The sequence below is a fragment of the Streptomyces sp. NPDC127190 genome (genome assembly GCF_042672505.1).
Classification (GTDB): domain Bacteria; phylum Actinomycetota; class Actinomycetes; order Streptomycetales; family Streptomycetaceae; genus Streptomyces.
Window position 1 is genome coordinate 1 of record NZ_JBHXVE010000018.1, and the last position, 18,639, is coordinate 18,639.

Genomic DNA, 18,639 nt, shown 5'->3' on the forward strand with positions numbered 1-18,639 from the left:
CGGATCGGGGGCATCAGCTCCAAGGTCCTCACCGAGACTCTGCGCCGGCTGCAGTTCAACGGACTGGTCGACCGGCAGGCAGACAACGACCACCCCTCACGGGTCGAGTACCAGCTCACCGCTTTGGGCCGGACCTTGCTGGCGCCCATCGACGCCGTCGGCGCATGGGCCTTCGAGCACGGCGATGAGGTTATGGCCGCCCAGGAAGCAGCATGCGCTCCCGACCCGCCGTCCCCTCGTCCAACGTGCTAGACAGATCAACAGCATGAGCGCAGCCGTCGCCAGCAGATGAGTGCACATCCCGGGGTGAGGAAGGCTTCGTGGATGTCGAGCGGTCCGTCTTCGCTGTCACAGGCCAGCCTGTTCCCGCCCGAGGCGGTGAAACAGGCCCTGTGTCATCACCCCTGATGGGTCGGGCCGCCGTTGCGGTTTCAAGGTTTCGGCATGGGCGGCGCGCCTGGCAGGAGTAGTCCTGCGGGTGGGGCTGTTAGGAGGCCGTCGTCGAGGGACGGAGGCCTCGACCAGGTTGCCACGTCTCGCATGTCGACGACACCGCCATCGAACTGTGCTGCATGGGATGTCACCGTGGCACCGGAGAACCTGGCGCGGTCGAAGTTGACCGTGCCGCTGGAGAACTTGGCGCGGTCGAAGTTCACCGTGCCGCTGGAGAACGTGGCGCCGTAGAAGCTCACCTCGCCGCCCGAGAACGCGGCGCGGTCGAAGTTCACCACGTCGCTGGAGAACGTGGCTCCGCGGAAGTTCACCGAGCCGCCGGAGAACGTAGCTCCGCGGAAGAGCACCTCGCTGCCGGAGAACGTAGCTCCGTAGAAGCCCACCGAGCCGCCGGAGAAGGTGGCTCCGTAGAAGCTCACCAGGCCGCCGGAGAACGTGGCTCCGGTGAAACGCACCTTGCCGCCGGAGAACCTGGCGTTGGAGAAGTCGCCGCCATCGAATACGGCGCCGGTGAAGTCGAGGTCGTATCCGCTCCAGGACGTCTCGGCTGGGTTGGCGGGTAGGAGGTGGTCACGGATTGTCCGAATGACAGTGAGGCGGACTTCGCGGTTGGCTTGTCCGTTTGGGTCCTCGTCGTCTGGTGTGTTCTCTGCCAGGCCTCGTGGATAGGGCATGCGTAGGTACGCGCAGAGAACGTCGATGCAGGTTTGTCGGCGTTCGGTCCAGTCGTCGGCGAGGCCGGCCATGGCGTGGACGCCTGCGAGGCGACAGGCTGCTTCGTTGTGGCCGAGGAGTTCGGCTGCGGTGCTGAAGCGTTCGTTGAGCAGGCGGGTTCGTTCGTGTTCCAGGGTTCTTTCGGTGTTCTGGCGGAGGGCTCTTGAGGAGCGCCAGGCGCCGGCGAACGCTCCTGCGCTCGCGAGCAGGGCGCCGGCGAGGCCCACAAGGAGCGTCGCCCAAACGGGGCGCCCCTGCACCGGCCAGGTGGCGTGCCAAATCGAAGTTCTGATGACACTCGGATTGGGGACTGCCTTCCCACGACAGGCCGGGGCCACGGTCACTCTCCGATGCATGTCCCGCCTACCGTAGCTATACGAGAACAGGGCCAACTTCGTTGGCACAAAGCAGCGCTTTCCCAACTTCGGTGACAAGCGGTCCGTCTTCGCTGTCGCAGGTCAAGGAGGCCCCGGGCGCCACCGCTCCGTCGGTGCCGACCGACGGCAGCCCGGCCACGACTGCGGACTTCGGCTCGCACAACCAGCCGGCGCAGGTGCCTCCCCCGGCCCCTCCAGGAACCCGACGGCAAGCACCACACCAGGTACGGGCCCCTCCCCCATCCGGCCCACCGGGCACCCTTCCGAGACCCAGCCAAGGCCCGGACTCCACATCACAGCCACCCGCCCCTGCCTGGGACATCGGCGCCGGGTGGCCGGCCACCTCCGCACCCGTTCCCGACGCCGCCCCGCGGGGCGGCAGCACACCGGGGCGCAGCACGGCAATCAGTCCCCTGCCGAACGCAGCAGCAGCTCCTGGGCTCGGCCAGGGCCGGCGAGGTGCTGCTGCGGCGCGGAAGGTGCTGCTGCTCGCCCGGCTGCTGCTGTCGTTACGCATGCTGCTGGTGCCACGGGTACTGCGTGCAGCACGAGGAGCGCGGACACAGCAGCAAGCAGCCGGGCAGCGGCCGGACCAGCACAACCGGACAGGCGCGGGACAACGGGCCCCAGCCCGGCTCGCCGAGGCCAATGCGGCAACACGACGGCGAGCCGGGCAAGGACGCCAGCACGCCCGCCAGCCGTCGCCCGGCCCGCCTCCTATGACGGACGCCGCCCGCAGGCCGGCGCGCGGCAGGCTCCATCGAGTACGCCATCGAACTCGCTGAATCGTCTCGCAGCCGACGCAAATCACCCGCTTCGAAAGCGATCTCGCCATCGTCGGCGGACAACGAAGAAAAAGCCGTGCTCCGCCAGATCGCCCACTACGCCACCACCAGACCGCTGCGGGCGGCCTGCTCCCCGGCGATCGCGGTGTTGAGCCCGCTGCGCGCGGTCAACGGACTGACCCGGTCCGGGCTGTGCACGCCGGCCCGGCACGGCGCGGCTGTGCCGGGGGGGCGACTCCGAACGGCGGCCCGCCTCACCGACATCCTTCCTGCCTGGCCGCTGTTCAAGGGCGGCCAGTTCCTGGGCGACCTGCTAGAGCGGAGGAGTTCATGCTCGACGGCGATCGCGTGCCGTTGTGGCCGGCCGGTGAGGCGGCCATGGTCCTGGCCGCTCCAGTGGCGTGGCCGCGCGGTGTGCTGGGTCCATCTCCACCCGGCCGCAGCGCAGACCAGCCCACGGCCGCCACGCCGACCGGGTCGTATGCGATGCCTGACTAGCAGAGGTCGCCGTAGAACTGCCAACGGAATGCGGTTCGCAGGCGGAGGCAGACCTCAAAGTTGTTTCAGTTCCGCAGCCTGAGTTCACTAGCCACGGCTGCGGCGGGCATCTGGCCGATTCTGCCGCGGGAGCCGACTGGCTACGTGCCCTGTGCGGTGATGATAACCGGACGTGAGGCGCAAGTTGAGGACTTCGCCGGTAGCTTCTACCCTTGGAATAAAGAGCATCCAATCCGAGATTGTAACCATTTCAACGAAGTACCAGTTGGGGCATCATGACAATCTGGTCGGATTTCGGTTTTACTCAAAGCCCCTATGACACTGACTCCCTCCCTCCGACGGCGACAGGGGAAAGGCTACTCGTGGGGCGTGAGCATCACATACGACGATTGATTAATCGACTGGCCTCCTCCTCAAGTCACGTCACCATAGAGGGCGAGGCCGGGGCTGGAAAAACTAGCCTCATAACCATAGCCAACTATCGCATGAAGCGGAATAGCGATAAGGCCAGGAGTCCACTACTACTGCCTCTTGGGGAGGAATTCCAGCTCACCACGAAAGATGGCATAACGGCTCTTGAATTTAAGGTCTATCGGGCGGTGGCCGAAGCGTTCATCCGGTACAGGGATGAATTGCGTAGCTGGGGCTATGATGCGCCTAAGGTGAGAGACGTAAACAAGTGGATGAACTCACCTACAGTAAAGTCGGTATCCGCTGGCGCTTCAATCGCCGGCTTTGGCGTGACAGGTGCGAGAAGTGAATCCCTGAATACTTCAGTCGGGTTTGCGGAATCAGGGCTCGCCAAAACGGTTCGAAACTGGATGCGCAAATGCTTCGATCCTCAGGGATGCGGATACTTCGTCTGCGTATTGGATAATTTGGAACTTCTGGTTAGCTCTGCGTCAGCGCGACAGGCGCTCGAGGAAATGCGCGACACGATCCTCGCCGAATCAGGCTTGAGGTGGGTTATCTGCGGCGCACGAGGGGTGGTGCGCACAGCAGCATCCTCACCTCGGCTCCAAGGCCGCTTGTGTCATCCGATCGAAGTGGATCCATTGTCCATGGATGACGCCATAAGAGCCCTCGAGGCTAGGATCGGCGAGTACTCGACTGGCGGGACAGCCCCGGTCGGGCCCATCGGTTTTCGGCATCTCTACGAGATACTAAAATGCAACCTCAGAAACACTCTCCAGAAGTGTGAGGATTTTAGTTTCCGGCTGCACGACGAGGGCATCTTGGATGCGGATGATTTGGAATGTATTGCACTATTGGAATCCTGGTTGACGCTCCGTTCGGATGAATATGCCCACAACTCCAACATTTCAACAGTCGGCTGGAGGCTGCTGGATGAGATGGTCGATAATGGGGGATCTTGTAATTTTGAAGACTTCGAGTCCTTCAATTTTACGGATGTTCGAGACATGAGGCAACACGCAGAGGAGCTTGAGCGTCAAAATCTTATTGAAATGAGCCCTGGAGATACGGGAATGGATGCAGCCATCGTAGCTCCCAATGGGTGGCTCGCTCGATTTTCAAGGTCTGGGTATAAAATTCCACGCACCTGAGCGGAATCTGCGGTAAGCCTGCCAACGAGTGAACGAGTCAAGTCCCTATCTAGCGTCGATATGGGGTGGCAGCCGGTGGCCACAGCGGCCTCTCGGGCGTCAGCCAGCCCGCCGGCGCGCACGCCTCCATCACCTCGGCCAGGTCGCTGCGGAATACTTGAAGGAGTCGCCATCGGTGAACAGTTCTGCCTCGTCACCCTCCATCACGCCATCCAACCTGACATCACCATGTGACATCAATGACAACGGGCCGAGGTGTACTTGAGCGAGCACGAGTGGTGTTTCATCGCGAGGAGCGGGGCCCACGGGGCCCTGCGATCGAACTCCTGAAGCAGTGGTCGGCAGCCGCCTCGGAACCTTCCGGTACCCACCCGGGCAGGACGCCGCGCGGAGCCGGCGCTCCGTGGCCGCACAACAAGCGCACCAGATCGAACGGGGAACAGCGGGCATCACAGTGAAAGCCAGCGGCTCCGGCGACAGCGCAGATCAACCATCAGCGCCTGAACCGACCGCAAATGATCTCAGCTTCCCCAGCTGTCTGCTCAAAGGAACCTCGGCAACGTGGCTGAGGCCGGTGGGGGCGCAGCAGACGCACGCGCGCTTGATCGGTCGGCTGGCCAACCCGATCGAGGCGCACTTCGGACCGCTGCGGCAGTTCACTCTGGCCAACTCCCACCACCGCAGCCACCCCGAGCAGACCCGGGCCCTGCACCGCTATCTGCGCTGGCGCAACGCCAACACCCGTCACCCCGACATGCTCGCCGCCCAGCGCAAGGACCGCGCCCGCATCCGCAGCGAGAAGGGCATCCGCTGGGGCGGACGCCCCCTCACCACCGCCGCCCGACTCGCCCCGGCCTCACAGCGGCAGACAGCCTGGCTGTCGATCACTTGACATGCCCGGCGATGGTCCGTGCGCACTCCATCGCCTCTGCGTGTGTGGTGTCCACCACCAGGTCATAGGCCACGCCCTGGTGGACCACTTCCGCCTGGGGTGCAGCCATCCCGATGGTCCGATCGCCTCGTGCGACGTCACGGCCTGCGGCCACCGAGACCTCATAGCCGGGGCTTGTGCGCGAAGACCCACCGGTTCCCCTCCAGCGCGTCGTTCGGCTCGGGGAGGGGGCCGCGTCCGTGCTGGTGGGTGAAGTCGAAGGGGGTGTGTACCGAGGTGGACCAGCCCTTGGCCGTCAGGTCGCCTGCGGAGTCGGGTCGTGGTCCCTTGTCGAAGAGGTGGAGCAGGTCGATGCCGATGTGTTCTCGCGTCGCCGTGTAGATCGCGCTGTCGCGGTACTCGAGCAGGTCCTTTTCCAGCTTGGCCTCGAAGGCCAGTGCGCTGCCTTCGGTGGTCAGCCGGTCCACCGTGTCGATGAGGTAGGTCTCGGCGGGCCCCGGCAGGTAGAAGAGCAGTCCCTCGGCCAGCCAGACGCTCGGTGCGACCGGGTCGAAGCCGGCGGTGGTCAGCGCGGTGACCCAGTCAGCGCGCAGGTCGGCCGGTACGGGGACGCGCTTGGCTTTCGGGGTGGCCGACAGGTCCGTGAGCACTTGGTGCTTGAACGCCAGCACCCCCGCTCTGTCGATCTCGAAGACCACGCAGCCGGACGGCCAGTCCAGCCGGAAGGCGCGGGTATCCAACCCGGCGCCCAGCAGGACCACTTGGCGGGCGCTCCTGCGGACCGACCCGAGGAGGAAGTCGTCGAGGACCCTGGTCCGCAGGCCGAAGTAGCGGGCGAACCGCCCCCACAGGGGGTTGCCGTCCCCGTCCTGGACCTGCTGGATGCGCACCGGCCAGTTTGCGCACCCGGGGGCGGCACGCACGAAGTGTTCCGCGTATACGTCCTGGGCCAGGCTGTCGTGGCGGTGGGTCTCGATCGCCCGTGCCGCGGCGACCAGGAGGGCGGTCAGGCCCACGCCTCCGTCCACGCCTTCCACGTTTGTGTGCTGCGGCGCCGTGCCGACCATGTTTCCTCCGCCTGCGGGAGTGGGGACTGCCGGGTGCCTGCTTGTCGGATGCGGTGAGTCTGCGGTGCTGCGTGCCTCGCTCATCGGCTTCTCCCCTCGGGGAGCAGGACGGGTTTGACCACGCGGCCCGCGTTGCAGTCGCGTTCGGCCTCGTTGATGTCGGCCAGCGGGTAGGTGCGGATCAGCTGGTCGAAGGGGAAGCGTCCGGCCTGCCACAGCCCGGTCAACCGGGGTATCAGCAGTCCGGGTACGGCGTCCCCTTCGCAGATGTGGCGGATGCTGCGGCCTCCCTCCAGCGTGCCCGGTACGAGCGGCAGCGCGGTGTGCAGCCGTGCCACCAGGCCGAGGCTGCCGGTGGGGCGCAGGGCCCGGAGCGCGTCGTTGATGAGCGGGGGCCAGGCTGTGGTGTCCAGCGCGTACTGCGCGCCGCCGTCGGTCAGCCGCCGTATCTGCTCGGGCAGTCCGGCCGTTTCAGCGGGCAGCGGGATTGCGCCGAACCGTTCGGCCAGGGCCAGCCGCCCGGGATGCCGGTCGACGGCGACGGTGAGCGCGCCGGCGGCGGTGGCCGCCATCACCGCGGCCAGGCCCACCGCTCCGGCGCCGAAGACCGCGAGGGTGGCGCCGGGGCCGGCGCCGAAGGCGTTCAGCACGGCTCCGGCGCCGGTGAGGAAGCCGCAGCCGAGCGGCCCGAGCAGTTCGACGGGCAGTGCGGCATCGACCCGGACGGCGTTGCGGACCGGGACGAGCGCGTACTGGGCGAACGAGGACTGGCCGAACCACCGGGGGGCCAGCGCTTCCCCGGTCGCGTCGGTGAGCCGCGGTGCGTCCTCCTTGCGTCCTCCGAAGAGGTTGAGGGAGGCGAAGGAGTCGCAATAGGCGGGCGCCGCGCCGCGGCAGTTGCGGCAGTGTCCGCAGGAGTCGAAGCTCAGCACGACGTGGTCACCGACGCCGATCGCGGTGTCCGGGCCGCAGCCCGTCCGCACCACGACCCCGGCCCCCTCGTGGCCGAGCACCGCCGGCAGCGGGCTGCGGCCGGCCGATCGCCGGACCGCGAGATCCGTCCGGCACATCCCGCAGCCCGCGATCTCGACCAGGATCTCGCCAGCGGCGGGTTCCGTGCGCAGGGTCACCTCCTCGACCGTGAACGGGTCCTCGTAGGAGCGCAGTACGGCCGCCTGGAACCTCATCGTCATGCCTCCTGCGGGCGGTGGACGACGAACGGCCGGAGGTTGCCGTAGAGCCCCCACGGCCCGCCCGCTACGCCGACACCGCTGTTCTTGACGCCTGCGAAGGGCTGGGCAAGGGACAGTTCGCCATGGTGGTTGATCCAGGCCGTGCCGCATTCGAGCCGGTCGGCCACCGCCTCGGCCCGGTCGAGATCGGTGCCCCATACGGAGCCGCCCAGTCCGAAGCCGGTGCCGTTGGCCGCGTCGACGGCTTCGTCGAGGCTCCGGTACGGCAGCACCGGCAGGACCGGTCCGAACTGTTCCTCGGTCACCACCGGGCTGCCGGGTGGGACATCGGTAAGGATCGTGGGGGCGAAGAAGTAGCCCAGCCCGTCCAGCCGGTGCCCGCCGGCCGCGGCCCGGGCTCCGTCCGTCAGGGCCTGCTTCACGACCTGTTCGACCCGGGCCAGCTGGGGGGCGTTGTTGACCGGGCTCAGCCGGGTGTCAGGGGCGAGGCCGGCTCCGACAGGGACGGTCTTCGCGCGCTGGGCGAGGGCTTCGACGACCTCGGCGTGGAGCCGGGCCGGGGCGTAGACGCGTTTGACCGCCATGCAGACCTGCCCGCAGTTACGGAACGCGGCCCAGAACAGCCGGTCCGCGATCCGGTCCACCTCGACGTCCTCGAGCAGGACGGCGGCGTCGTTGCCGCCCAGTTCCAGGGTGACCCGGGCGAGCGAGGCCGCCGCCGCTTCGGCGACGGCCCGCCCGGTGGGCACTGAGCCGGTAAAGGTGACGTGGCGGATGCCCGGGTGGGAGGCCAGGCGGGCGCCGAGGGGTTCGCGGCCGGTGACGACGGTCAGTACGTCCTCGGGCAGGGCGGTGGCGAGGACGGAGCCGAGCAGTCGGGTGGCGAGGGGGGTGAATGGGGATGGTTTGAGGACGATGGTGTTGCCCGCTGCGAGCGCGGGCGCGAACTTCGCCGCCGCGAGCTGGAGGGGAAAGTTCCACGGCACGATCGCGGCGACGGGTCCGAGAGGTCGCCAGCGGATCTCGCTGTGCACGGGCCGGCCGTCGGTGATCCGCCGCGTTCTGGGGGCCAGGTCGGCGAAGTAGCGCAGGCGGGCCGCCGTACGGGCGATCTCCGCGTACGACTCGGCCAGGGGCTTGCCCTGTTCTCGGGTGAGCAACCGGGCGAGGTCGTCGCCGGCCGTGTCCACGGCGTCGGCCGCCGCACGCAGCGCGGCGGTGCGGGCGGCGGGCTCGGTACGCCAGCCGTGCCAGGCCCGGTGGGCCCGGTCGACCACGGCGTCCAACTCGTCCGGCTGCTGGTCAGGGGCCTCATCGAAGGTCTCCCCGGTGGCCGGGTCGACGACGGAGAAACGCGCGGCCCGGCGTCCGGGGCCGCGGTCGGGCTCAGAGGTCGGCATGCCGGTGGTCAGTTCACGGCGGGGACGCCCGCCGCGTACTCTCGGGCGTTCCGGTCCATCTCCGTCCGGAAGGCGGCCACCAGATGCGGCTGAATCCTTCCGGCATTGCGGTCGCCGCCCTCGCAGACCGCTCCGCGCACGCCCACGATGTCCGTACCGATGCGGGTCAGCGGGCCGAGGTCGGTCTGTTTGACACTGCCCGCGAGGGCGGCGAGCAGACCGGACGTGTGGGCCAACCGGACGAACTCGGCGCAGACGTCCTGCGGAACGTGGTCGAACAACCGCGTCCCGTCCTTAATGGCGGTGTCCAGCATGGCCGCGTCGGCGCCGGAGCGGGCGGCGATGTCGGGCACGGCGAGCGGGTTGATACAGCCGATGCGGTGGGCGTCGGCGTAGCCGGAGGCGACGACGAGCGCTTCGGGGCGGTGGTCCTTCACTGCCCGGACGACCGCGCGCATGACCTCGATGCCCTGATCGGGCGTCGTGCATCCGTAGAGGCCGACCTTGATGTACGTGGCGCCGGAGACGACCGCGCCGAGCGCGGCCTGGGCCACGGTGCCGGGCTTGTACGGGACGTCTCCCACGGTGGCGGACACCGGTTTGTCCGCCGGGACCGCGTCGCGGATCTCTCTGATGACCCAGGGGAAGTTGGCGCCGAGCGAGCCCTCGTCGGGCTTCTTGACGTCGACGATGTCGAGGTGCTCCGCTGCCTTCGCACAGTCGAGGGCCTCCTCCACGCTGTCCGGGGAGATGAGAAGCAACACCAACGGGCTCCTTCCGCCGCATGTCCGCCTTGCGGACAGGGGTGCGGATTATCTGGTTCACGTACGGTGCGCTCATCATTTCCGTCCCCCAGGGGTCCCGGTAGAGCGTGCGGAGGTTCCCATCGGGCGCTCGTGCCCCCACGGGGTGCGCCGCGCACACCGGCGTGAACCGGCGTTACTCATCATTTCGGCACGAGTTCGGCTAACTGGCCCTAACAGAAGTCGTTGATCATGTGACTATCGGCGGGGCTGCTCGTGGGTCTGGTCGTGGGGAAGCGTCAGTCGCGGCCGTGGGTCGTGTCGGATGAACTGTGGTCGTCGATCGAGCCGTTGCTGCCCGAACCCGGCCCCAAGCTGGTCGCGGGCCGGCTTCGGGTGCCGGACCGGCAAGCGCTGTGCGGGATCCTGTTCGTGCTGCACACCGGGATCCAGTGGGAGTACCTGCCCCAGGAGCTGGGCTTCGGCTCGGGCATGACCTGCTGGCGGCGTCTGGCCGCATGGAACGAGGCAGGTGTGTGGGACCAGCTGCACGTGGTCCTGCTGAAGAAGCTGCCGTCGGCGAAGAAGCTGGACCGGTCGCGGGCGGTGATCGATTCCTCCCACGTACGGGCGGCTCGACGCGCCCAAAAGCGGTCCCAGCCCGGTCGACCGCGCACGGCCGGGCAGCAAGCACCACGTCCTCACCGACGGGCAGGGCATTCCGCTCGCGGTGTCGCTGACCGGCGGCAACCGCAACGACGTCACCCAACTGCTGCCCCTGCTGGACAAGGTCCCGGCCGTCGCAGGGCTTGTCGGCCGGCCCAGACGACGCCCCGACATGCTCTTCGCCGACCGCGGCTACGATCACGACAAGTACCGGAGACTGCTCTGGCAGCGAGGCATCCGCCCCGTCATCGCCGAACGCGGCCGACAGCACGGCACGGGCCTGGGCACCTTCCGCTGGGTCGTGGAGCGGACCATCTCCTGGCTCCCCGGCTTCCGCCGCCTACGGATCCGCTGGGAGCGACGGGACGACATCCACGAAGCCTTCCTCGGCCTCGCTACATGCCTCATCACCCACCGCCACGTCCAACGCCTTTGTGGGGAACTCTAAGCCGTCCGAGGGCGCTGCTGCGGTACTCCGGCAGGGCCTGCTCCACGGCTTGGAGCGCGGTGAAGGCCGCTGGGCCGTCGGCCGCACACAGGCAGCTCTTCCCCGGGCGGAACTGCGGAGGAAATACGGCTGTTGTGTGCCTAAACAGTTGGTCTGTCGTTGTATGGGACGCCCGCATCACGTAAGGGGCGGACCTGCTCGCAAACGACGAGAGGACATTCGGTGCTTGCCATTCGCACCGCACGCCGCGGTGAGAGCAAGGATCTCAACCGGCTGTCAGACATTGCCATAGGAGGTCGCCCCTCCTTGCGGCAGCCGAAGGATCAGCCGCTTGGGACAATCGTGGAACGTTATGGTGGCGAGTTCTCCGTACGCCCCTTCGGACAAGCGCGAGCCGTGGTGGCCGAGAGGGAGTCGGCAGGTGAACCATGCGGGCTGGCTTTCGTGACTCCCCCAGTTCGGTTGATGCGCCAGCACGCCGAGCACGGACGTTCCGCGCTGCGTGCTCTGGCCCGGGTGCTGGCAGAGATTGACTTGCTGGCCGTCGACGCCGACGTCCGCCGACAAGGAGTGGGCAGTGCACTCCTTGAAGAGACCGAGGGGTGGTTGGGAAACCAGGGGTGCCGCGTGGTGATGGCGAAGATCGCCCGCGGGGAGTACGGAGTGATGCGCTGGTACCGCCAGCGCGGATACCTGGTAGCAGCGCAGGGGGAGCCGTTCCGGGTGTGGCTTCCAGGCCTCGAGCTCTGCTGCAACGACGGCGATGACGGCTACCAACTGGCACTGAAAGGGCTGGGCGTCTCACTCCGTCGAGCCCGACACGGATCGGACACGTTCGTTACGGTCGAGTCTGGCCAGCGCAGCACCAGCCGTTCGGCTCTCGCGGAGCGGTAGAACAGGTCGCGACAACACTGCCCACTGGCCGGCTGCTCGTCCGGCCGCCAACGCAGAAGGGGCCCGCGCTAGCGGACCCCTTCTTCTGGTAGCGGGGACAGGATTTGAACCTGCGACCTCTGGGTTATGAGCCCAGCGAGCTACCGAGCTGCTCCACCCCGCGTCGGTGATGCCACTCTACATGGTGGATCACGCGGGACTCGGGTCGGACGTCAGCCGCGGCGGACGATGCTCTGGGCCTGGGGCCTTCCGGTCCTGGGTGACGTCGAAAGTGCAGGGCCTGTTCAGCGCCTCTCTGGCTCGCCGCTGAGGGCCGGCTCCTACCCGGTGCCGCCCCTGTACGCCGAGGCCGCGCCGCCCGCCCACGGTGGCGATAGCCGGGTCGTGACTACCACTCCCCTCACCTCACCAGCCATCCTTCGTCGGCGGCCCGTCAGTGGTGGACGGCAAGATGCCGAGCATGACGACTTCTGCAGCAGTGATCGACGATGGCGCCGCCTACGCGCAAGCAGTCGAGGACGCAGGGCGTGCGGCCGCCGCCTACTACGCGGGTGGCATATCACCGCTAGATGATGACGCCTACGACCGCCTGGTACGGGGATCTCCGCGTGGGAGGCAGAACACCCCGATCAAGTGCTGCCCGACTCCCCCACGGGCACGATCGCCGGCGGTGCGGCCGAGGGCGATGTACCGCACACAGTGCCGATGCTCAGCCTGGACAACGTGTTCTCCCCGGAGGAATTCACCGCCTGGACGGTATCCCTGGACAGACGGATCGGCCCTGAGGCCACGCGCTTCCTTGTGGGGCCGAAGCTGGACGGGCTGGCGGTCGCGGCCCGCTACAGCAGTGGCCGCCTCACCCAACTGATCACTCGCGGGGACGGGACGGCTGGGGAGGACGTCTCGCACGCGATCGGCACCATAGAGGGACTGCCCGCGACCCTGGCCGAGCCGGTCACCGTGGAGGTGCGCGCGAAGTCCTCATGACCACCATCCAGTTCGAGCGCGCCATCGAGGTGCGCACGTCTCACGGCGGACAGCCGTTCGCCCATCCCCGCAACGCGGCCGCCGGCACACTGCGAGCCAAGGAGCGCGCCTACACGGTCCCGATGACCTTCTTCGGCTACGGCCTGCTTCTCATGCCGGACACCGACCCGGCCCTCGCCGAACGGCTGACCTCATGTGCACACAGCGACCTGATGAAGCTGGTCGCCGACTTCGGCGTGCACACCAGCGCCCAGACCGCCGTCCCGGACACGGTCGCCCACGGCACTGAGGCGGTGCTGGCCCGGGTAAAGGAGATCGCCGCTGCGCGGGCGGACCTGCCTTTCGACATCGACGGCATCGTCTTCAAGGCCGACTTCGCCGCTGACCAGGAGGCGGCCGGATCCGGTTCCCGCGCACCGCGATGGGCGATCGCCTACAAGCTGCCGGTTCTGCCGCAAGTTCAGAGCTGATGCACTCCGTCGAGCTCACCATGATGACCCAGGTCAGGAAGGCATCGGTTCCGCGGGTGGCAGCAACAGTCCTGTTGCATTTCTCGGGTAGTGGGGGCGATCCACGTTCTTGCGCCAGAGGGACTCCAGATGCAGCCTCGCCGGCTTGCCGTGGGTGCCAACGTTGGCGATGTGCCCTCCCGAGCGGACGGCACGCGTACAGAGCACGAAACCCTCCGGGTCGCCGGACGCCTCGACGACCACGTCGGCGCCCGGCCCCTCGGACAGTTCGGCGATCATGGTTCCCGGTGACTCGGCAGCATCCGCCCCACCCGCTTGGCGTTCTCCAGCCGGGCGCCGGCCAGGTCGACGACGATGATCCTGCGAGGCGATTAGAGCCGGGCGACGACCACCGTGGCGAGACCGACAGGGCCAGCGCCCACCACGACGACCGTGTCTCCCGGGCCGACATGTCCGTTGCGGACCCCGACCTCGTAGGCGGTGGGGAGGAGTTCGGCGAGCAAGACCGCGTCAGCGAGCGGGAGGTCGGGGGGCCGTCGGGTGGTGGAGTGATCGGCGAACGGGACGCGCACCAGTTCGGCCTGGGTGCCGTTGACCAGGCTCCCCAACATCCATCCGCCGCCCCCATGGCACTGTCCGTACCTGCGGCCCAGGACCGTCCCCGGCTTCACCTCGGGGAAGTCGCCCCGCCGGATGTGCAGGTCAGTGCCGCAGACGGTGGTGGCATCGATCCGCACGATCGCGTCGGTCGGCTCCTCGATCACCGGGTCGGGGACGGTGTCCCAGGAGGTGTGTGCCGGGCCGTGGTGGACGAGCGCTCGCACCGCATTCGCTCCCTCGCTCCCCCCACCTCCAGGGTCACCCCCGCACTGCGCTCGGGCGACACGGCCACTCGCGACACCTCAGTCCGGCTCCATGTAAGGGCGGCGGAAGACGGGTGCCTGACCGCTGCCCCACGGCCGTACGGCCGCGAGCGCCTGGGTGACCGCGGACTCCAGGGCGCCACTGGTGTCGACCGGGACGGCTTCGGGCCACGGCGGCTCCCTGGCGGCCATGGCGGTGGCGACGTCGAGGCCGGCGTCGGAGATGCCGGGGGCGCGCGTGCTCAGGCGGGCCGCCGACACTTCGCCCGGCACCTGGCAGTGGAGGGCCACCAGTTCGGCGCTGGTTCGGTCGGCCACGCGCAGAGCGGATTCGCGCTGTGCGGCGTCGGACCAGGTGGCGTCGAGGACCACCGATTCACCGGAGCAGAGCAGTGCGGACGCGCGGTCGAGCAGGGCGGCGTAGGTCCTGGCCGTCCACTCGGGCGTGTACAGCCCTTCGCCGTAGCCGGCCGCGGCGGACTGCTCCGCCGGAATGCCGGCCAGTTCCTTGCGCATGCGGTCGCTGCTGAGCAGGGCGACTCCCAGCCGGTCGGCCAAGGCTCCGGAGAGGGTGGACTTCCCGCTGCCCGGCAGTCCGCCGACGAGGGTGAGGCCGACTGCGGAGGTGCGCAGGTGGCGCAGTGCCATGGAGGCAAGCCGCCGCGCCGCCACTTCCGCGCCGGACGCACCCTGTCCGGCCTGGATCACCGAGACCTTGGCGCGGACGAAGGCGCGGTAGGCGACGTAATGGTGCCACAGGGACGGAGGCGCGGGGTCCCCTGAGTATTCGCCGTACCGGGCGAGGAAGTATGCCGCGGCTTCCGGGGCGCCGAGGTGTTCCAGGTCCATGGCGAGGAACGCGGCGTCGTCCAGGCCGTCGACGTAGCGGAGGCGGTCGTCGAACTCCAGGCAGTCCAGGACGCGGGGGCCGTCGTCGAGGCAGAAGACGTCCTCGGCCAGCAGGTCACCGTGGCCGTCGACCACCCGTCCCTGCTCGATGCGCGTGTCGAACAGCCGCTTGCGACCGGCCAGATACCGGCGCACCAGCCCCTCGATCTCTGTCAGGCAGTCGGGCACGGCGCCGTGCGCGGCCAGCTCCCGGACCTGCGCGAAACTCGCCTCCCATCGTGCCGACAGCGCGTCCCGCGTGCCCTGCTCGTCCACGTCACGGCCACGGGGTGCGTGCGCGTGCCATGCCGCCAGTTGCCGCGCGACGGCGCGAAGGACGTCGTCCACCGCAGCCCCTGCCCTTACGAGGTGGGAGAGGCGGCGCTCCTCCGGCATACGGCGCATCACCACGAGTGGTTCAGGTGACTCCGCATCGGGACTGCGGAACTCGCCGAGTCCCGCGTAGACGTCGGGGGCGAAACGACGGTTGAGCGTCAGTTCGCGCTCGCACGCGGCCCGGCGCGCCGCGACCGTGGTGTAGTCCAAGAACCCCAGATCAACTGGTTTCTTGAGCTTGTAGGCCCGGTCACCGACGAAGAACAGCGTCGCGGTGTGGGTCTCGCACACCGCCGCGCGCGACAGCCGCTCCCCCTCGTGCGGGGCACTCGCCCGGAGAGCGGACACGTCGGCACGCGGCTCGCGGAGACCGGGCTCAGTCATGGGGAACCACGGCGACCGGGCAGCGGCCATGATGGACGGCGGCCTGCGCCACCGGACCGAGGTGGGGCGCCAGACCGGCACGGTGCCTGCGGCGGCCCACGACCAGTAGTGAGGCGCCCTCCGCAGCCTGTACGACGGCCTTGGCGGGGCTTTCGAGACGGATGCTCTCGACCACGTCCACCCGCCGGTACTTCTCGTGCCACGGGTGCAGCGCTCTACTCACTTGCTCGTGCGCGTCCCGGGTCGTCTTCTCGCTGAAGCCGTGGTCCACCCCCCAGGGCGTCCGTGCGTACAGCGGCACGCTGCGGCCGTGGACGGCGAGGACGGGAACGCCCCTGGCCGCAGCGGTCTGAAAGGCGAAGTCGAGTAGGTCGTCCGGTGATCCGTTCAGCTTCAGCGCCACGAGGACAGGGCGCGCGGACGTGGCTGGTCTCCCCTCGTCCCGGGGTTCGGCGCGCACCAGCACCCCAGGCCGCTCGGCCCGTGCCACGACGGGCAGACTGACGTCCCCGAGGAAATAGCTCTCGACGGGCTCGAGTCCCCGGGAGCCCAGGACGACCATCTCCGACTCGGAGGCCGCTCGAAGCAGCGCGTGCTGGGCATCGTCGGCGACCAGGACCTTGCCGATGGCCAGGCCCGGGTGACGGTTCCGGAGTTCCGCCCGCACCGTGTCGACGAGAAGCCTCGCCCAGTAGTTCTGGTCGACCTCCGCGGGGAGACGAGCCGGTTCCGGGGCAAGCGTCGGCCACGCGTGCAGCAACCGCAGAGTGAGCTTTCGCCTTCCGGCCTCGTCGGCGGCCCAGCGAGCGGCGGCCAGGCTCGCCGGCGAGCCGTCGAGGCCCACGGTTACGACTGGTTGCATGGCGGCGGTCTCCGTCTCGTAAGAGGCTGGAGGGGACGGCGAACGAGTCCGATCGCGTGGACGCTCCGGACGTCGCCTGCATACCGGGATCGACGTGTTTCTCCCCTTCGAGGATCTCCCGGTCCTCGCCACGGCGCATGTGGATCCCGCGGGCGGCGGGCGGGGCGTGCGGGCAGGAGAGGAGTCAGGAGCGGTGACGATTCCTCTGGTGGTGGGCATCGACGGATCCGATGCGAGCCTTGAGGCCGTCGACTGGGCCGCCGACGAGGCGGCCCGGCACGGGGTCCAGCTCCACCTGCTGCACGCGGCGGCCGGTGAGCAGGAAGCCTCCGAGGTGATCGACGCTGCCGTCGAACGTGCCCGGACGGGTGCACCAGGGGTGCGGCTGCCAGCGAGGTGTCGCACGAGGACGCGGCTTCCGCCTTGGTCGGCCATGGCCGCAATGCCTACGCGCTGGTATGGGGAGACAGGGGACTCGGAGAACTTTCCGGCATGCTCCTCGGCTCGGTCAGCCTCGCCGTGGCCGCACGCGCCGACTGCCCGGTGGTCGTGGTCCGCGGCACCCCGGAGCACCGTGCTGCCCGGTTCGGAACCGTCGTCGTGGGTGTTGAGGACGGGGAGGGCAGCGGCACGGCCGTGGACTTCGCGATGCGCGAGGCCGAGGTGCGGCGCTGTGGGCTCGAGGCCGTGCACGCCTGGAGCGCACCGTCCGGTGCGTGTACTACACCCCAGGCGCCTTCATGGCAGCTGGAGGCTCATCGGCGTCCTCCGGCGCAGGTGCTGGAGGACGCTCTGCGCCGTCCTGCGGAAAGGTACCGCGACGCCACGGTGAGCCGGCGCTTGATCGAGAAACCTGCGCGCCAGGCGCTGTTGGAGGCCGCGTCGACCGCAGATCTCCTGATCCTGGGTGCGCGGCGGCGACTTGGCCATCCGGGGCTGCAACTCGGCCTGACCAACCATGCGCTGCTGCATCACGCACCGTGTCCCGTGGCCGTCGTCCCTCAGATGTGACCGCCGCAGGACCGGCTGCCAGGGCCGGTCGCCGATACTCCGGGGACCTTTGGCCCCGTGATCCCCGACGGCCGTCGTCCGATCGTGGAAACGCGGAGGCAAGGAGAGAACGATGTCGCACACAGGACAGTGGAAGGTACGTCTCGACCTCTTCGAGGACGACGACGGAACGACGAAGGCTCATCTGGTGCTGGACACCGGCACCACGGCGCTCACCGGACACGGGACCGCGCACTGCCACCCGGCGGACACGAACGTGCCGGAGATCGGCGACGAGCTGGCGGCGGGCAGGGCCCTGGTGGATCTCGCTCACCAGCTGCTGGAGACCGCCGAACACGACATCGAGGGCATGGCGGCCCCGCGGCCCGGCATCCGTCAGACCGCCGGTCAACCCTTGTGAAACCCAGTCGCCTCACAAGGTCCCGGTAGGTGTGTCCCGGGCGTCGTCCGTCCGGGACGCGATCTGCGCGGTGACCGAGACGACGCCGTCGACGCCCCGGCACAACTGCTCGATGACGGGGATCAGACTCCTGTACTCCACGGTGCCCGTCAGGGCGACCCGCCCGTCGTGCACCTCCGCGGTCACGTCCCTCGGATCGAGCCCCAGGGTGCGCCGCAGAACGTCTCCGGTGATCTCCTCGCGGATGGCCTCGTCACGGCGGAGGAAGACCCGCAGCAGATCACCACGGCTGATGATGCCCAGCAGCCGATCGGCTTCGTCGACCACGGGCAGGCGTTTGACGTTCTGGGTTTCCATGAGGCGGGCGGCCTCGACCACCGTCCACTCGGGCCGTGCGCACACCGCGGGAGCGGACATCAGTTCCTCGGCCCGGGCCCCCTCGGCCTTGGCCCGCTCCCAGGCCTCCAGATGCGGGATGGGGGTTCGGCCGGACGGGTCGGTCTGGTCGGCACTCTTACGCAGCAGGTCGGCCTCGGACACCACGCCCATCGGGCGGCCGAGCTCGTCCACCACCGGTACGGCGGTGACCCCGTTCTCCTCCAGCAGCCTGACGAGCTCCTTGAACGGCGTGTCGGGCCGTGCCCGAACGACGTTCCGGGACATGAGCTCCTCGACTGTTCGGTGATGCATGGTGCCTCCCGGGTGCGGGGCACCCACCTCGCGGACACCAGGCCACCCCGTGC

At 68.7% G+C, this 18,639-nt stretch carries 13 protein-coding genes, 1 tRNA gene and 5 pseudogenes; 8 read left to right on the plus strand and 11 right to left on the minus strand.

What is annotated here, in order from left to right:
* Window positions 1-252, plus strand: a 252-nt coding sequence (locus ACFVIU_RS25505) for a winged helix-turn-helix transcriptional regulator (RefSeq protein WP_385845297.1), incomplete at its 5' end; no start/stop codon positions are given.
* Window positions 253-431: 179 nt separating this feature from the next.
* Here the strand turns inward: ACFVIU_RS25505 and ACFVIU_RS25510 are convergent.
* On the minus strand, window positions 432-1,394 hold the full coding sequence (locus ACFVIU_RS25510; RefSeq protein WP_385845298.1) for a pentapeptide repeat-containing protein: 963 nt from the start codon (window positions 1,392-1,394) through the stop codon (window positions 432-434).
* Between the two features lie 1,708 nt (window positions 1,395-3,102).
* Between ACFVIU_RS25510 and ACFVIU_RS25515 the strand changes: the two genes are divergently transcribed.
* Window positions 3,103-4,392, plus strand: a complete 1,290-nt coding sequence (locus ACFVIU_RS25515; protein ID WP_385845300.1) for a hypothetical protein — start codon at window positions 3,103-3,105, stop codon at window positions 4,390-4,392.
* Between the two features lie 616 nt (window positions 4,393-5,008).
* Window positions 5,009-5,284: pseudogene (locus ACFVIU_RS25520) on the plus strand (hypothetical protein); the annotation flags it as partial.
* Here the strand turns inward: ACFVIU_RS25520 and ACFVIU_RS25525 are convergent.
* The 5 genes and pseudogenes from ACFVIU_RS25525 to ACFVIU_RS25545 all read right to left on the minus strand — a co-directional run.
* Window positions 5,277-5,441: pseudogene (locus ACFVIU_RS25525) on the minus strand (chloramphenicol phosphotransferase); the annotation flags it as partial. The pseudogenes ACFVIU_RS25520 and ACFVIU_RS25525 sit on opposite strands and share 8 nt — an antisense overlap.
* Before the next feature lie 4 nt (window positions 5,442-5,445).
* Window positions 5,446-6,351 carry a class I SAM-dependent methyltransferase gene (locus ACFVIU_RS25530; RefSeq protein ID WP_385845302.1) on the minus strand — a complete coding sequence of 302 codons (906 nt, stop codon included), beginning with the start codon at window positions 6,349-6,351 and terminating at the stop codon, window positions 5,446-5,448.
* Window positions 6,352-6,431: 80 nt separating this feature from the next.
* Complete coding sequence (locus ACFVIU_RS25535; RefSeq protein WP_385845462.1) at window positions 6,432-7,538, minus strand: NAD(P)-dependent alcohol dehydrogenase; 1,107 nt, start codon at window positions 7,536-7,538, stop codon at window positions 6,432-6,434.
* Window positions 7,539-7,540: 2 nt separating this feature from the next.
* On the minus strand, window positions 7,541-8,944 hold the full coding sequence (locus ACFVIU_RS25540; protein ID WP_385845303.1) for an aldehyde dehydrogenase family protein: 1,404 nt from the start codon (window positions 8,942-8,944) through the stop codon (window positions 7,541-7,543).
* A gap of 8 nt (window positions 8,945-8,952) precedes the next feature.
* On the minus strand, window positions 8,953-9,708 hold the full coding sequence (locus tag ACFVIU_RS25545) for a (5-formylfuran-3-yl)methyl phosphate synthase (protein ID WP_385845304.1): 756 nt from the start codon (window positions 9,706-9,708) through the stop codon (window positions 8,953-8,955).
* 267 nt (window positions 9,709-9,975) lie between these two features.
* Here ACFVIU_RS25545 and ACFVIU_RS25550 point away from each other — a divergent pair.
* Window positions 9,976-10,801, plus strand: a protein-coding gene (locus ACFVIU_RS25550; protein WP_385845306.1) for an IS5 family transposase whose coding sequence is annotated in 2 segments (ribosomal slippage) — window positions 9,976-10,328 and window positions 10,327-10,801 — 828 coding nt in all. Because the reading frame shifts where the segments join, the coding sequence is not laid out codon by codon here.
* Between the two features lie 399 nt (window positions 10,802-11,200).
* Window positions 11,201-11,695, plus strand: coding sequence for a GNAT family N-acetyltransferase (locus tag ACFVIU_RS25555; RefSeq protein ID WP_385845463.1), 495 nt, complete (start codon window positions 11,201-11,203; stop codon window positions 11,693-11,695).
* An 86-nt stretch (window positions 11,696-11,781) separates the two neighbouring features.
* On the opposite strand, the gene ACFVIU_RS25560 is transcribed toward ACFVIU_RS25555, so the two are convergent.
* Window positions 11,782-11,858: transfer RNA gene (locus tag ACFVIU_RS25560), tRNA-Met, on the minus strand.
* Window positions 11,859-12,155: 297 nt separating this feature from the next.
* Between ACFVIU_RS25560 and ACFVIU_RS25565 the strand changes: the two are divergent.
* Window positions 12,156-13,143: pseudogene (locus ACFVIU_RS25565) on the plus strand (NAD-dependent DNA ligase LigA); the annotation flags it as partial.
* Between the two features lie 111 nt (window positions 13,144-13,254).
* Here ACFVIU_RS25565 and ACFVIU_RS25570 read toward each other — a convergent pair.
* The 3 genes and pseudogenes from ACFVIU_RS25570 to ACFVIU_RS25580 form a co-directional block, all read right to left on the minus strand.
* A pseudogene (locus ACFVIU_RS25570) lies at window positions 13,255-13,976 on the minus strand (zinc-binding dehydrogenase); the annotation flags it as partial.
* A 78-nt stretch (window positions 13,977-14,054) separates the two neighbouring features.
* A complete protein-coding gene (locus tag ACFVIU_RS25575; protein WP_385845465.1) occupies window positions 14,055-15,530 on the minus strand; it encodes an AAA family ATPase in 1,476 nt (491 codons plus the stop codon).
* A gap of 85 nt (window positions 15,531-15,615) precedes the next feature.
* Window positions 15,616-16,485, minus strand: coding sequence for a universal stress protein (locus ACFVIU_RS25580; protein WP_385845307.1), 870 nt, complete (start codon window positions 16,483-16,485; stop codon window positions 15,616-15,618).
* A 193-nt stretch (window positions 16,486-16,678) separates the two neighbouring features.
* Here ACFVIU_RS25580 and ACFVIU_RS25585 point away from each other — a divergent pair.
* Window positions 16,679-17,496 (plus strand): annotated as a pseudogene (locus tag ACFVIU_RS25585) (universal stress protein).
* Between the two features lie 112 nt (window positions 17,497-17,608).
* Window positions 17,609-17,896, plus strand: coding sequence for a DUF1876 domain-containing protein (locus ACFVIU_RS25590; RefSeq protein ID WP_385845309.1), 288 nt, complete (start codon window positions 17,609-17,611; stop codon window positions 17,894-17,896).
* 12 nt (window positions 17,897-17,908) lie between these two features.
* Here the strand turns inward: ACFVIU_RS25590 and ACFVIU_RS25595 are convergent, their stop codons facing one another.
* A complete protein-coding gene (locus tag ACFVIU_RS25595; RefSeq protein ID WP_385845310.1) occupies window positions 17,909-18,586 on the minus strand; it encodes a CBS domain-containing protein in 678 nt (225 codons plus the stop codon).
* Between the last annotated feature and the right edge of the window lie 53 nt (window positions 18,587-18,639).